Source organism: Pseudomonas sp. FDAARGOS_761 (assembly GCF_013343155.1).
Taxonomy (GTDB): Bacteria; Pseudomonadota; Gammaproteobacteria; order Pseudomonadales; family Pseudomonadaceae; genus Pseudomonas; species Pseudomonas aeruginosa.
In genome coordinates, this window is record NZ_CP054572.1 from 3,048,637 (window position 1) to 3,063,138 (window position 14,502).

The following is a 14,502-nucleotide window of genomic DNA, read 5'->3' on the forward strand; positions in this document are numbered from 1 at the left end:
CTCGATTTCGATTCAACCCGATGTTGAGCGAAGGCATCGCGTCCACCAACGCGTATCGAGACTCTGTGCGCGCCCAGCAAAAAAGAGAGTTACCGTAGATGTCCATCCGCTCGAAGATCACCTACACCTTCACCGACGAAGCACCTGCGCTCGCCACCTACTCGCTCCTCCCCATCGTCAAGGCCTTTGCCGCGTCCGCCGGCATCGACGTCGAGACCAGCGACATCTCTCTTGCAGGACGCATCCTGGCCAACTTCGCCGACCGCCTCGACGCCGACCAGCGTATCGAAGACGACCTCGCCCGCCTGGCGGTCCTGGCCACCTCGCCCGACGCCAATATCATCAAGCTGCCCAACATCAGCGCCTCGGTGCCCCAGCTGAAAGGCGCGATCGCCGAGCTGCAGGGCCTGGGCTACAAGGTTCCCGACTTCCCGGAAGACCCGCAGACCGACGAAGAGAAAGAGGTTCGCGCACGCTACGCGAAGATCCTCGGCAGCGCCGTGAACCCGGTCCTGCGCGAAGGCAACTCCGACCGTCGCGCGCCTGCCGCGGTGAAGGCCTACGCCCGCAAGCACCCGCACTCCATGGGCAAGTGGAGCATGGCCTCGCGCTCCCACGCCGACTACATGCGCGGCGGCGACTTCTTCTCCAGCGAACAGTCCATCACCATGGCCAAGGCCGGTGACGTGCGCATCGAGTTCGTCGGCAAGGACGGCAAGGTCGAGGTCAAGAAGCAACTGAGCCTGCAGGAAGGCGAAGTGCTCGACAGCATGTTCATGAGCTGCGGCAAGCTGCGCGACTTCTTCGAGAAGACCCTGCAGGACTGCAAGGAAACCGGCGTCATGTGGTCCCTGCACGTCAAGGCGACCATGATGAAGATTTCCCACCCGATCGTCTTCGGACATGCGGTGAGCGTCTACTACAAGGACGTCTTCGACAAGTGGGGCCAACTCTTCGAAGAGCTCGGCGTGAACCCGAACAACGGTATCTCCAGCGTCTACGACAAGATCAAGTCGCTGCCCGCCTCCCAGCAGGAAGAGATCCTCCACGACATCCACGAGGTGTACAGCCACCGCCCGGAAATGGCGATGGTCGACTCCGTGAAAGGCATCACCAACCTGCACATTCCGAGCGACGTCATCGTCGACGCCTCGATGCCGGCGATGATCCGCAACTCCGGCCAGATGTGGGGCAAGGACGGCAAGCAGAAAGACACCAAGGCGGTAATGCCGGAAAGCACCTACGCCCGCATCTACCAGGAAATGATCAACTTCTGCAAGACCAACGGCGCCTTCGACCCGACCACCATGGGCAGCGTGCCGAACGTCGGCCTGATGGCGCAGAAGGCCGAGGAATACGGCTCCCACGACAAGACCTTCGAAATGACCGCCGACGGCACCATGCGCGTGGTCCTGGCCGACGGCAGCGTGCTGATGCAGCACGAGGTGGAGACCGGCGACATCTGGCGCGCCTGCCAGACCAAGGACGCGCCGATCCGCGACTGGGTCAAGCTGGCCGTCACCCGCGCCCGCCAGTCCGACACCCCGGCGATCTTCTGGCTGGACCCGGAGCGCGCCCACGACCGCGAACTGCGCAAGAAGGTCGAGCTGTACCTCAAGGACCACGACCTGACCGGCCTCGACATCAGCATCATGGGCTACAACGAGGCCATTCGCGTCAGCATGGAACGCCTGATCCGCGGCAAGGACACCATCTCGGTGACCGGCAACGTCCTGCGCGACTACCTGACCGACCTGTTCCCGATCATGGAACTGGGCACCTCGGCCAAGATGCTCTCCATCGTTCCGCTGATGGCGGGCGGCGGCATGTACGAAACCGGCGCCGGCGGCTCGGCACCCAAGCACGTCCAGCAACTGGTGGAAGAGAACTACCTGCGCTGGGACTCCCTGGGCGAGTTCCTGGCCCTGGCCGTGTCCCTGGAGGAAACCGGGATCAAGACCGGCAACGCCAAGGCCAAGCTGCTCGGCAAGGCGCTGGACGAAGCCACCGGCAAGCTGCTGGACAACAACAAGTCGCCGTCGCGCAAGGTCGGCGACATCGACAACCGCGGCAGCCACTTCTACCTGGCGATGTACTGGGCCCAGGCCCTGGCCGCCCAGGACGAAGACGCCGAACTGAAAGCGCACTTCGCACCGCTGGCCAAGGCCCTGACCGAGCAGGAAGCGACCATCGTCGCCGAACTCAATGCGGTCCAGGGCAAGCCGGCCGAGATCGGCGGCTACTATCGCTCCAACCCGGAGCTGACCAGCAAGGTGATGCGCCCCAGCGCCACCTTCAACGCAGCGATCGACAGCCTGGCCTGATGGCGTCACGCTGACGAAGCAGAAACCCCGGGCCTACGCTCGGGGTTTCTTTTTATCGAGGCCTTTTCCGTACCGAGGAGACATCCATGAGCTGGCATCCCCATGTCACCGTAGCGACCATCGTCGAGGACCAGGGCCGCTTCCTGCTGGTCGAGGAACAGGCCGACGGCCGCGAGGTGCTGAACCAGCCCGCCGGGCACCTGGAGCCCGCCGAAAGCCTGCTCGAGGCCGCCCTGCGCGAAACCCTCGAGGAAACCGGCTGGGAGGTCGAGCTGAGCGCCGTCACCGGCATCTACCTGTACACCGCCCCGTCCAACGGCGTCACCTACCAGCGCGTATGCTTCGCCGCCCGCCCCGTGCGCCACCATCCCGAACGCGCCCTCGACGACGGCATCATCGGCCCGCGCTGGCTGACCCGCGACGAACTGGCCGCCCAGCCGCAGCGCTGGCGCAGCCACCTGGTGCTGCGCTGCATCGACGACTACCTGGCCGGCGGCCGCTATCCCCTGGCGCTGATCCGCGACACCCACGTGTCGCCCTCCCTGCCCCAGGCCTGATAGAATCCGCGTTTTACGAATTCGCCCGTGACGCCTGATCGCTATGTCTGAATCCGCCCCCACCCCACGCCGCGAGCGCGTGATCGTCGGCATGTCCGGCGGCGTCGACTCGTCCGTCTCCGCCCTGCTCCTGTTGCAGCAGGGCTATCAGGTCGAAGGCCTGTTCATGAAGAACTGGGACGAGGACGACGGCACCGAATACTGTACCGCCCGCGAGGACCTGGCCGACGCCCAGGCCGTCTGCGACCGGATCGGCATCAAGCTGCACACGGCGAACTTCGCCGCGGAATACTGGGATAACGTGTTCGAGCATTTCCTTGCCGAGTACAAGGCAGGCCGTACGCCGAACCCGGACATCCTCTGCAACCGCGAAATCAAGTTCAAGGCATTCCTCGACTACGCGCTGATGCTCGGCGCGGACCTGATCGCCACCGGCCACTATGTGCGGCGCCGCGACCGCGACGGGCGCACCGAGCTGCTCAAGGGCCTGGACCCGAACAAGGACCAGAGCTACTTCCTGCACGCGGTGGGCGGCGAGCAGATCGCCCGCAGCCTGTTCCCCGTCGGCGAACTGGAGAAACCGGAAGTCCGCGCCATCGCCGAGAAGCACGGCCTCGCCACGGCGAAGAAGAAGGACTCCACGGGCATCTGCTTCATTGGCGAGCGACGCTTCACCGATTTCCTCAAGCAGTACCTGCCGGCCCAGCCGGGCGACATCGAGACCACCGAAGGCAAGGTCATCGGTCGCCACAGCGGCCTGATGTACCACACCATCGGCCAGCGCCAGGGCCTCGGCATCGGCGGTCTCAAGGAAGCCGGCGACGATCCCTGGTACGTACTCGGCAAGGACCTGCAACGCAACGTACTGCTGGTCGGCCAGGGCAACGACCACCCGCTGCTGTTCTCCCGCGCCCTGCTGGCCTCGCGAATCTACTGGGTCAACCCGGTCGAACTGGAGCGGCCACGTCGCCTGCGGGCCAAGGTGCGCTACCGGCAGAGCGACCAGGACTGCGTCCTGGAGAAAACCGCCGAAGGCTACCGCGCGGTGTTCGACGAACCGCAGCGCGCAGTGACCCCGGGGCAATCGGTGGTGTTCTACGACGGCGACGTCTGCCTCGGCGGCGGCGTGATCGAAACGGCGGAAGCCTGGGATTTCGGAGGACGCCCGTGAGCGATCCGCGACAGCAACTGATTGCCCTCGGCGCCGTCTTCGAATCCGCAGCCCTGGTCGACAAGCTGGCACGCACCGGGCAGATCAGCGAAGCCCCGATGGGCTGCATGCTCGGCAGCCTGCTGGCGCGCAACCCGGCCAGCACCCTGGACGTCTACGGTGGCGACAGCCTCAACCTGCGCGACGGCTTCAAGGCCCTGGCCAGCGCCCTGGAGCGCAAGCCCGGCAGCCTGCAGCGCGAACCGCTGCGCTACGCCCTGGCGATGCTGACCCTGGAACGGCAACTGGACAAGCGCGGCGACATGCTCGACCTGATCGGCCAGCGCCTCGACCAGGTCGAACAGCAGGTCCAGCACTTCGGCCTGGTCCACGAGAACGTCATCGCCTCGTTCGCCAGCATCTACCAGGACACCCTCAGCACCTTCCGCCAGCGCATCCAGGTACACGGCGACATGCGCCACCTGCAGGTCAGCAGCAACGCCGCGCGGATCCGCGCCCTGCTGCTCGCCGGCATCCGCTCGGCGCGGCTCTGGCGGCAACTGGGCGGCAGCCGCTGGCAGATGGTGTTCAGCCGGCGCCGGCTGCTCAACGAACTCTATCCCCTGCTGCGCGGCTAGCCATGGCCATGGCCGGGAGCCAGCCGCAACGGCGCAACAGCCCGACCCAGGGCGCCGCCATGCTGGCTCTTTCGGCGCTGTTCTTCGCCCTGATGGGCGGCCTGATCCGCGAGGCTTCCAGCACCGTCAACAACGAAACCGTGGTGTTCTTCCGCAACCTCGTCGGCGTGCTGTTCTTCCTGCCCCTGGCGCTGACTCGCGGCATCGGCCCGCTGCGCACCCGCCGCCCGCTATCGCACCTGCTGCGCACCACCTACGGCCTGGGCGGCATGTACTGCTACTTCTACGCCCTCGCCCACCTACCGCTGACCGACGCCATGCTGTTCAGCTATGCCGCGCCGGTGTTCACGCCGCTGATCGCACACCTGTGGATCAAGGAGCCGCTGACCCGCCGCATGATGGTCGCCACCCTGGTCGGCTTCCTCGGCGTGCTGCTGGTGGCCAGGCCCAGCGGCGCGGTAGTGGCGCCGATCGCCCTGGTCGGCATCGCCTCCAGCCTGATGGCCGCCTGTGCCTTCGTCTCGATCCGCGAAATGAGCGACAGCGAGCCGGCCTATCGCATCGTCTTCTACTTCGCCCTGTTCGGCACCCTGTTCTCCGCCGTGCCGCTGGCCTGGGCCTGGCAGCCGCTGAACGGCCAGGAACTGCTCCTGCTGCTCGGCGCCGGACTGTTCGCCAGCCTCGGCCAACTGACCATGTCGCAGGCCTATGCCCTGGCCTCCCCGGGAGTGATCGGACCGATCGCCTACATGGCCATCGTTTTCGCTGGGGTGATCGCCTGGCTGCGCTGGGACGAACTGCCCAGCCACACGTCGCTGCTCGGCGCCGCCCTGATCTTCGCCGCCAGCCTGATCCCCCTGCTGGGCAACCGCCCCGCCGAAAGGCCCCGCTGAATGCCCCACCGGGGCGCACCTTTCATGTATGATATGCGCCCCTTTTTCGTTGACTTCCAGCCACGAGAACGTCTCATGCAGCTTTCCTCGCTCACCGCGGTATCCCCCGTCGATGGCCGCTATGCCGGCAAAACCAGCAGCCTGCGTCCGATCTTCAGCGAATACGGCCTGATCCGTTTCCGCGTCATGGTGGAAGTCCGCTGGCTGCAGCGCCTCGCCGCCCACGCCGGGATTCCCGAGGTCGCGCCGTTCTCCGCCGAAGCCAACGCCCTGCTCGACAGCCTGGCCAGCGACTTCCAGCTGGAACACGCCGAACGCATCAAGGAAATCGAGCGCACCACCAACCACGACGTGAAAGCCGTGGAGTACCTGCTCAAGGAACAGGCCGCCAAGCTCCCGGAGCTGGCCGCGGTCAGCGAGTTCATCCACTTCGCCTGCACCTCCGAGGACATCAACAACCTGTCCCACGCCCTGATGCTCCGCGAGGGTCGCGACAGCGTGCTGCTGCCGCTGATGCGCCAGATCGCCGAGGCCATCCGCGAACTGGCGGTGAAATTCGCCGACGTGCCGATGCTCTCCCGCACCCACGGCCAGCCCGCCTCACCGACCACCCTGGGCAAGGAACTGGCCAACGTCGTCTACCGCCTGGAGCGGCAGATCAAGCAGGTCGCCGGCATCGAGTTGCTGGGCAAGATCAACGGCGCCGTGGGCAACTACAACGCCCACCTGTCCGCCTATCCCGAAGTCGACTGGGAAGCCAACGCCCGCCAGTTCATCGAAGGCGACCTCGGCCTGACCTTCAACCCCTACACCACCCAGATCGAGCCGCACGACTACATCGCCGAGCTGTTCGATGCGATCGCCCGCTTCAACACCATCCTCATCGACTTCGACCGCGACGTCTGGGGCTACATCTCCCTCGGCTATTTCAAGCAGAAGACCGTGGCCGGCGAGATCGGCTCCTCGACCATGCCGCACAAGGTCAACCCGATCGACTTCGAGAACTCCGAGGGCAACCTCGGCATCGCCAACGCGCTGTTCCAGCACCTGGCCAGCAAGCTGCCGATCTCGCGCTGGCAGCGCGACCTGACCGACTCCACCGTGCTGCGCAACCTCGGTGTCGGCATCGCCCACAGCGTCATCGCCTACGAGGCCAGCCTGAAGGGCATCGGCAAGCTGGAGCTGAACGCCCAGCGCATCGCCGAGGACCTGGACGCCTGCTGGGAAGTCCTCGCCGAGCCGGTGCAGACCGTGATGCGTCGCTATGGTGTGGAAAACCCCTACGAGAAGCTGAAGGAACTGACCCGCGGCAAAGGCATCAGCGCCGAAGCCTTGCAGACTTTCATCGAAGAGCTGGCGATTCCCGCCGAGGCCAAGGTCGAGCTGAAGAAGCTGACCCCGGCCGGCTACGTCGGCAATGCCGCCGCCCAGGCCAAGCGCATCTGAGCACGCAACCCTTTTGCACGCCCGGCTGCGCCGGGCGTTTTTGTTTCAAGGACTTAACCATGAATGCTGATACTCCCCTGCAACTTCTGGGCGGACTGACCGCTGCCGAATTCCTCCGCGACTACTGGCAGCGCAAACCGCTGCTGGTCCGCCAGGCGATCCCGGACTTCGAAAGCCCGCTGTCCGCCGACGAGCTGGCCGGGCTGTCGCTGGAGGAGTCGGTGGAATCGCGCATCGTCCTCGAACACGGGAAAACCCCGTGGGAAATGCGCCGTGGCCCGTTCCAGGAGGAGGACTACCAGCACCTGCCGGAACAGGACTGGACCCTGCTGGTGCAGGCGGTCGACCAGTTCGTCCCGGAAGTCGCCCAACTGCTGGAGCAATTCCGCTTCCTGCCCAGCTGGCGGATCGACGACGTGATGATCAGCTACGCCGCTCCCGGCGGCGGCGTCGGTCCGCACTTCGACAACTACGACGTATTCCTGCTTCAGGGCCACGGACGCCGGCGCTGGAAAGTCGGACAGATGTGCAGCAGCGACAGCCCGCTGCGCGAGCACGCCGACCTACGCATCCTCGCCGACTTCGAACAGAGCGACGAGTGGGTCCTGGAGCCCGGCGACATGCTCTACCTGCCCCCGCGCCTCGCCCACTACGGCATTGCCGAAGACGAGTGCATGACCTACTCGATCGGCTTCCGCGCGCCCAGCGCCGCCGAAGTGCTGACCCATTTCACCGACTTCCTCGGCCAGTTCCTCTCCGACGAGGAGCGCTACACCGATGCCGGCCTGCAACCGGTAGGCGACGATCCGCACCAGATCCAGCGCGACGCTCTGGAGCGCCTGCAGGGCCTGATCCAGGAGCACATGAGCGACGAGCGCCTGCTGCTGACCTGGTTCGGCCAGTTCATGACCGAGCCGCGCTATCCTGAACTGGTTGCCGGCGAGGATATCCCCGAAGAGGAGCTATTCGGCGCCCTCGAGGATGGCGCGCTGCTGGTGCGCAACCCCAGCGCCCGCCTGGCCTGGAGCGAGATCGACATCGGCCTGGTGCTGTTCGCCAGCGGCCAGAGCGTACTCCTGCCCGGCCAACTCAAGGAACTGCTGAAGCTGGTCTGCTCGGCCGATGCGTTGCATCTGGAAAACCTCGGCCAATGGCTGGCCGACGACGATGCGCGTAAGCTGTTGGCGGAGTTGGTCAAACAGGGCAGTTTGGAGTTTGCAGATGAATAAGATCCGCGTACGCGTAGCCGACTGGCAGAAGGACAATGCCGAGCTGCGCCGCATCCGCGAAGCGGTCTTCATTGCCGAACAGTCGGTTCCGCCGGAACTGGAGTGGGACGCCGAAGACGACGAAGCCGTGCATTTTCTCGCCTATGAAGGCGAATACGCGATCGGCACCGCGCGCCTGCTGGGCGACGGGCACATCGGCAGGGTCTCGGTACTCAAGGACTGGCGCGGCCTGAAGGTCGGCGACGCGCTGATGCGCGCGGCCATCGAGGAAGCCGAGCGACGCGGCCTGAAGCGTCAGTTGCTGACCGCGCAGGTCTACGCCATTCCCTTCTACGAGCGACTGGGCTTCAAGGTCGATAGCGGCGAATTCCTCGATGCCGGCCTGCCCCATGTCGACATGGTTCGCGACAGCGACTGAGGCCCGATGAGCGACACCCCGGAGACCTCGCCGGCCGACCTGCCGGCCATCGAATTCAGCTCTCCGGGGCGCTTTGCGGTACGCAACCCGGCAAGCGCCGCACTACCCGCGGAACGCTGGGAACCAGCGCCATTCCGCCTCGGCGAACATGAGCCGCTGGAGCGCTTCGAGCATCCGCAGGAAGCCCGCGCCCATGCCCTGGCCCTCCTGCAGCAGGCCCGCCGCTCGCTCTGCCTGCACAGTCCCGACCTGGAAAGCTGGCTCTATCACCACAGCAGCATCCAGGAAGCCTGCACCCGTTTCCTCCTGGCCAATCCACGCAATCGCCTGCGTATCCTCGTTGGCGACAGCGCCCAGGCCGTGCGCAACGGCCACCGCCTGATCAGCCTTTCGCGCCGCCTGTCGAGCAACTGCCTGATCCGCCGGCTCAACCCGGACTACCCTAAAGAGGACGACGCCTTCCTCCTGGCCGACGACCAGGGCCTGCTACTGCGCCCGAAACCGGCGCAACCGGCGGGCTACGCCTGCTACCGTGCCGCCGGGCGGGTGCGTCAACTCCAGGCCCGCTTCGAGCAGGCCTGGGACACCAGCCTTTCCGACCCGGACCTGCGGAGCTTCCTCCTGTGACCCTGTTGCGCACCACCCTGCTCTCCTCGCTGCTGGCGACGGTCGTTCTCGGCGCCTCGGCCGCCCCGCGCACCGAAGTGATCCCGCTCAACTACCGCACCGCCGACGACGTGATGGCGGTGGCCCAGTCGGTCATCGGCAGCGAAGGCAAGGTCACCGCCTATGGCAACCAGCTGATCGTCAATGCCGAGCCGGCGAAGATCCGCGAGTTGCAATCGGTCCTGCAGCAGATCGACTCGCGCCCGCATCGCCTGCTGATCACCGTGGATACCAGCGAGAACCTGCAACAGGACAGCCGCGGCTATTCGGTGGATGGTTCGGCCAGCGCCGGCAACATCGAGATCCAGAGCGGCCGCGGCGAGGTCAACGGCAAGGATCGCGTCCGCATCATCCGTCGCTCCACCGACAGCCGTTCCGGCGGCAGCCAGCAGGTCCAGGCCACCGAGGGCTACCCGGCGCTGATCCAGGTCGGCCAGAGCGTCCCCATCACCAGCACCGCCACCGGTCCCTACGGGCAGATCTACAGCCAGACCGAATACCGCAACGTCAACCGCGGCTTCTACGTCACCGCGACGCTGACCGGCAATCTGGTGCACGTCACCATCAGCTCCAGCAATGACCGCCTCAGCCAGAGCCATCCCGGCGTCATCGATACCCAGAGCACCGACACCCGGGTCAGCGGCAAGCTCGGCGAGTGGATCACCCTGGGCGGCGTCAGCGAACAGAACCAGGCCGACCAGCGCGGCTTCGTGCGTCGCTACTCGACCCAGGGACGCGACGACACCAGCCTGCGCCTGAAAGTCGAAACCCTCGACTGACCGACGGCGCTCTTTCCAGCGCGAATTGCCTCCCGCTCCGGCAAAGCCGCGGGGCGCGGGCTCTTGCGGGCATTTTCGATGCAAACGGAAACATCTCGACCAGACAAGACCATCCGGTCACTCTTAGACCTTCGTGTAGTAGTCTTGAAAAAACACTACAAAACGTTTGACGACGGATTTTTTCCAGAGCATGATGGCCCCGCTCCCGCTAATCAGGGGCTCTGAAACGACGAGCTCCCGGTGCCTGCGCCGATACGCCCTCGGCCTCCACCGTGTTGATCTGCCCACAAGGCGGCTTGACGAGATTGCGACTGGAACGAAGTTGTCCTGAGGGACGGGGAAGCGTTTACGTATCAGCCAGATCGAAAGACTCGACAGCGAGTCGCCCACCGGCAACCACGAGCCGAACGGCACTTGAGCCAGTCGAGAAGCACGGTCCGCGAACTGTTCGTCTCCACCCCCTCCTCGGCGTCATTCTTCGCCACGGTCATTCTCTCGCCATGCAGCGGTGAGCCACCCGCAAGACAACCTTCACCAGCAGGTTTTGAGTGGGTCAGTCGGTGCTCAACCAATACATTTCTTGAAGGATTGACCATGTCCGCATATCAGAACGAGATCAAGGCAGTTGCCGCGCTGAAAGAGAAGAACGGCAGCAGCTGGAGCGCGATCAACCCCGAGTACGCAGCTCGCATGCGTATCCAGAACCGCTTCAAGACCGGCCTGGATATCGCCAAGTACACCGCGGCCATCATGCGCAAGGACATGGCCGAATACGATGCGGACTCCTCCGTCTACACCCAGTCGCTGGGTTGCTGGCACGGCTTCATCGGGCAGCAGAAGCTGATCTCGATCAAGAAGCACCTGAAGACCACCAACAAGCGCTACCTCTACCTGTCCGGTTGGATGGTCGCCGCGCTGCGCTCCGACTTCGGCCCGCTGCCGGACCAGTCCATGCACGAGAAAACCGCGGTTTCCGGCCTGATCGAAGAGCTGTACACCTTCCTGCGCCAGGCTGACGCCCGCGAGTTGGACCTGCTGTTCACCGGCCTGGACGCTGCCCGCGCCGCTGGCGACAAGGCCAAGGAAGCCGAGCTGCTGGCCCAGATCGACAACTTCGAAACCCACGTGGTGCCGATCATCGCCGACATCGACGCCGGCTTCGGCAACGCCGAGGCGACCTACCTGCTGGCCAAGAAGATGATCGAAGCCGGCGCCTGCTGCATCCAGATCGAAAACCAGGTGTCCGACGAGAAGCAGTGCGGCCACCAGGACGGCAAGGTCACCGTTCCGCACATCGACTTCCTCGCCAAGATCAATGCCGTACGCTACGCCTTCCTCGAGCTGGGCGTGGACGATGGCGTGATCGTCGCCCGTACCGACTCCCTGGGCGCCGGCCTGACCAAGCAGATCGCCGTGACCAATGAGCCGGGCGACCTGGGCGACCTGTACAACTCCTTCCTGGATTGCGAAGAGATCTCCGAGGCCGAGCTGGGCAACGGCGACGTCGTGATCAAGCGCGAAGGCAAGCTGCTGCGTCCGAAGCGCCTGGCTTCCAACCTGTTCCAGTTCCGCAAGGGCACCGGCGAAGATCGCTGCGTCCTGGACTGCATCACCTCGCTGCAGAACGGCGCCGACCTGCTCTGGATCGAAACCGAGAAGCCGCACGTCGGCCAGATCAAGGCAATGGTCGATCGCATCCGCGAAGTGATTCCGAACGCCAAGCTGGTCTACAACAACAGCCCGTCCTTCAACTGGACCCTGAACTTCCGCCAGCAGGTGTTCGATGCGTTCGTCGCCGAAGGCAAGGACGTTTCCGCCTACGACCGCAACAAGCTGATGAGCGTCGAGTACGACGACACCGAGCTGGCCAAGGTCGCCGACGAGAAGATCCGCACCTTCCAGCGCGATGGCTCGGCCCACGCCGGCATCTTCCACCACCTGATCACCCTGCCGACCTACCACACCGCCGCGCTGTCCACCGACAACCTGGCCAAGGGCTACTTCGCCGACGAAGGCATGCTGGCCTACGTGAAGGGCGTGCAGCGCCAGGAACTGCGCCAGGGCATCGCCTGCGTCAAGCACCAGAACATGGCGGGCTCCGACATCGGCGACAACCATAAAGAGTACTTCGCAGGCGAAGCCGCTCTGAAGGCCAGCGGCAAAGACAACACCATGAACCAGTTCCACTAAGGAACAGGGGCCAGCCGGGCAGCCACGATCTGCCCGGCCCGCCTCGCGAAAACCCCGGCTCCGGCCGGGGTTTTTCATTTCCGGATCATGGCAAAAGGCCTCGAGTGCCTGTCATCGTCCCGTCGCTTTCAGCGGTTAGCGTCAATGCTCCGTCGATCAGCCCACAAGGAGCACGTCCGTGAGCCTGGAGAAAAAAGATGCCATCCTGTTCGGTGATGGCGACGAGTTGCCCAGCAACCATTCGAACAACCCGCACATGAACGACCTGATCGCCGGCCTCGGCCGCCGCCAGGTCCTGGCCGGCGGCGCGGCGCTCGGCGCCCTCGCCTTCCTCGGCGTCGCGCTCCCCGCCAGCGCCGCTCCCGCCGAAGCGCAGGCGCCCGCCGCGGAAGGCCTGCGCGGCTTGCCTTTCAAACGCCGCAACCGCTTACCCTTCGAAGCCATCGCCAGCGGCCGCGCCGATACCATCCGGGTGCCCGCCGGCTACAAGGCGACGCCCTTCATACCCTGGGGCACCCCGATCAGCGGCAGTTATCCGGGATTCCTCGACGACGCCAGCAACAGCGCCCAGGACCAGGCCGAACAGATCGGCATGCACCACGACGGCATGCACTTCTTCCCGATCGACGCGCAGTTCGGCTTCGGCGGCGGACACATCAGCAACCATGGCCTGCTGGTGCTCAACCATGAATACATCGACGCGCCGCTGCTGCACACCAATGGCCCGACCGTGGTCGATGGCAAGCGCACCGTCGCCGATGAAGTGCGCAAGGAAATCAACGCCCATGGCGTTTCCGTCGTGGAGATCCGTCGCAACGTGCGTGGCGAGTGGAATGTCGTACCGTCGCAACGCAATCGGCGGATCACCGCCGCCACGCCGATGCGTATCGCCGGCCCGGCGCGCGGCCACGAACTGCTGCGCACCCGCCACAGTCCGGACGGCACCCGCACCCGCGGCACCCACAACAACTGTTCCAACGGTTTCACCCCCTGGGGCACCTACCTCACCTGCGAGGAGAACTGGGTCGGCTATTTCTCCACCCAGGACAGCGAACTGCCGCGCGAACTGACCCGCTACGGCATTCGCAACACCAGCCGTTTCGGCTGGGAGACCCTGGCGGGCGACGAGTTCGAGCGCTTCGACGCCACCCGCAAGGGCAAACAGGCTCAGGACGACTACCGCAACGAACCGAACAACTTCGGCTGGATCGTCGAGATCGACCCGTTCGACCCGCAATCGGTACCGGTCAAGCGCACCGCTCTCGGCCGCTTCGCCCACGAAGGCCTGGTCTTCGCCCCGGTCAAGCCGGGCCGCCAGGTAGTCTGCTACTCCGGCGACGACTCGCAGAACGAGTACATCTACAAGTACGTCAGCCGCGACAAGTTCCGTCCGGGTCGCAGCAACGCTCGCCTGCTCGACGAAGGCACCCTCTACGTCGCCCGCTTCAACGCCGATGGCAGCGGCCAGTGGCTGCCGCTGGACATCGCCGACGGCAACTTCCGCGCGGCCTGTCGCAAGGCCGGGGTGAGCTTCGCCGACCAGGGCGAAGTGCTGATCAACACCCGCCTGGCCGCCGATGTCCTCGGCGCGACCAAGATGGATCGCCCGGAGTGGGGCGCGGTCAACCCGGACAACGGTGACGTCTACTTCACCCTCACCAACAACACGTCGCGCACCGTCGCCGACGCGGCCAACCCACGGGTGAAGAACGCCTACGGCCATATCATCCGCTGGCGCGAACGCAGCCGCGACTATGCCGGGCAACGCTTCACCTGGGACCTGTTCATGCTCGCCGGTCCCGGCGAAGACAGCCGCGGCCCGGACGGCAAGCCGCTGAACCAGGACAATATCCTGGCCAGCCCCGACGGCCTCTGGTTCGACCCGGAAGGCCGCCTGTGGATCCAGACCGACATGAGCGGCAGCCAGTTGAGCAGCGGCCCGTTCGGCAACAACCAGATGCTGGTGGCCGACCCGCGCACCGGCGAACTGAAGCGCTTCCTCACCGGTCCGCTGGGTTGCGAGGTGACCGGCATTGCCGCGACGCCGGACTTCCGTACGCTGTTCATCAACATCCAGCACCCGGGGGAAGGCTCGACCGCCGATAACCTCCTCAGCACCTGGCCGGACGGGCCGGGCCGCCGGCCACGCTCGGCCACCGTGGTGATCACCCGCGAAGACGGCCGACGCCTGCTCTGACGTGCCACGACGACC

At 65.3% G+C, this 14,502-nt stretch carries 12 protein-coding genes; all 12 read left to right on the plus strand.

Translation table 11 applies throughout. The features are described from left to right. Window positions 1–98 precede the first annotated feature (98 nt). The 12 genes from FOC67_RS14045 (at window position 99) to FOC67_RS14100 (ending at window position 14,487) form a co-directional block, all read left to right on the plus strand. Entirely contained in the window at window positions 99–2,324 is a 2,226-nt protein-coding gene (locus tag FOC67_RS14045; protein ID WP_003090437.1) for an NADP-dependent isocitrate dehydrogenase, read from the plus strand. An 86-nt stretch (window positions 2,325–2,410) separates the two neighbouring features. Further along, window positions 2,411–2,881, plus strand: a complete 471-nt coding sequence (locus FOC67_RS14050; protein ID WP_003097654.1) for an NUDIX hydrolase — start codon at window positions 2,411–2,413, stop codon at window positions 2,879–2,881. Window positions 2,882–2,924: 43 nt separating this feature from the next. Beyond that, a complete protein-coding gene (gene mnmA / locus FOC67_RS14055) occupies window positions 2,925–4,052 on the plus strand; it encodes a tRNA 2-thiouridine(34) synthase MnmA (protein WP_003131114.1) in 1,128 nt (375 codons plus the stop codon). After that, window positions 4,049–4,669: a high frequency lysogenization protein HflD gene (gene hflD, locus FOC67_RS14060; RefSeq protein ID WP_003116717.1), complete on the plus strand. Its 621-nt coding sequence runs from the start codon at window positions 4,049–4,051 to the stop codon at window positions 4,667–4,669. The genes mnmA and hflD overlap by 4 nt, the downstream gene beginning before the upstream one ends. A 2-nt stretch (window positions 4,670–4,671) precedes the next feature. Then, the gene (locus FOC67_RS14065; protein ID WP_003097658.1) at window positions 4,672–5,562 is read left to right on the plus strand and encodes a DMT family transporter; all 891 of its coding nucleotides are present in this window, start codon (window positions 4,672–4,674) and stop codon (window positions 5,560–5,562) included. A 75-nt stretch (window positions 5,563–5,637) separates the two neighbouring features. Next, window positions 5,638–7,008, plus strand: a complete 1,371-nt coding sequence (gene purB / locus FOC67_RS14070; RefSeq protein WP_003090442.1) for an adenylosuccinate lyase — start codon at window positions 5,638–5,640, stop codon at window positions 7,006–7,008. 59 nt (window positions 7,009–7,067) lie between these two features. Next, a complete protein-coding gene (locus FOC67_RS14075) occupies window positions 7,068–8,237 on the plus strand; it encodes a cupin domain-containing protein (RefSeq protein WP_003090443.1) in 1,170 nt (389 codons plus the stop codon). Beyond that, window positions 8,230–8,655 (plus strand): GNAT family N-acetyltransferase, encoded by a 426-nt coding sequence (locus FOC67_RS14080; RefSeq protein WP_003090444.1) that lies wholly within the window; start codon window positions 8,230–8,232, stop codon window positions 8,653–8,655. The genes FOC67_RS14075 and FOC67_RS14080 overlap by 8 nt, the downstream gene beginning before the upstream one ends. A 6-nt stretch (window positions 8,656–8,661) precedes the next feature. After that, window positions 8,662–9,282, plus strand: a complete 621-nt coding sequence (locus FOC67_RS14085) for a hypothetical protein (RefSeq protein ID WP_003143819.1) — start codon at window positions 8,662–8,664, stop codon at window positions 9,280–9,282. After that, window positions 9,279–10,100, plus strand: coding sequence for a secretin N-terminal domain-containing protein (locus tag FOC67_RS14090; protein WP_003090446.1), 822 nt, complete (start codon window positions 9,279–9,281; stop codon window positions 10,098–10,100). Before FOC67_RS14085 ends, FOC67_RS14090 begins: the two co-directional genes overlap by 4 nt. 594 nt (window positions 10,101–10,694) lie before the next feature. Continuing rightward, entirely contained in the window at window positions 10,695–12,290 is a 1,596-nt protein-coding gene (locus tag FOC67_RS14095; protein WP_003090447.1) for an isocitrate lyase, read from the plus strand. 178 nt (window positions 12,291–12,468) lie between these two features. Continuing rightward, the gene (locus FOC67_RS14100) at window positions 12,469–14,487 is read left to right on the plus strand and encodes a PhoX family phosphatase (protein ID WP_003108746.1); all 2,019 of its coding nucleotides are present in this window, start codon (window positions 12,469–12,471) and stop codon (window positions 14,485–14,487) included. The last annotated feature ends 15 nt before the right edge of the window (window positions 14,488–14,502 follow it).

Bases quoted from the DNA above. Each gene is read 5' to 3' on its own strand.
- FOC67_RS14085 (WP_003143819.1), top strand. From the start codon at position 8,662: ATGAGCGACACCCCGGAGACCTCGCCGGCCGACCTGCCGGCCATCGAA.
- purB (WP_003090442.1), top strand. From the start codon at position 5,638: ATGCAGCTTTCCTCGCTCACCGCGGTATCCCCCGTCGATGGCCGCTAT.
- FOC67_RS14045 (WP_003090437.1), top strand. From the start codon at position 99: ATGTCCATCCGCTCGAAGATCACCTACACCTTCACCGACGAAGCACCT.
- FOC67_RS14065 (WP_003097658.1), top strand. From the start codon at position 4,672: ATGGCCATGGCCGGGAGCCAGCCGCAACGGCGCAACAGCCCGACCCAG.
- FOC67_RS14095 (WP_003090447.1), top strand. From the start codon at position 10,695: ATGTCCGCATATCAGAACGAGATCAAGGCAGTTGCCGCGCTGAAAGAG.
- mnmA (WP_003131114.1), top strand. From the start codon at position 2,925: ATGTCTGAATCCGCCCCCACCCCACGCCGCGAGCGCGTGATCGTCGGC.
- FOC67_RS14080 (WP_003090444.1), top strand. From the start codon at position 8,230: ATGAATAAGATCCGCGTACGCGTAGCCGACTGGCAGAAGGACAATGCC.
- FOC67_RS14050 (WP_003097654.1), top strand. From the start codon at position 2,411: ATGAGCTGGCATCCCCATGTCACCGTAGCGACCATCGTCGAGGACCAG.
- FOC67_RS14075 (WP_003090443.1), top strand. From the start codon at position 7,068: ATGAATGCTGATACTCCCCTGCAACTTCTGGGCGGACTGACCGCTGCC.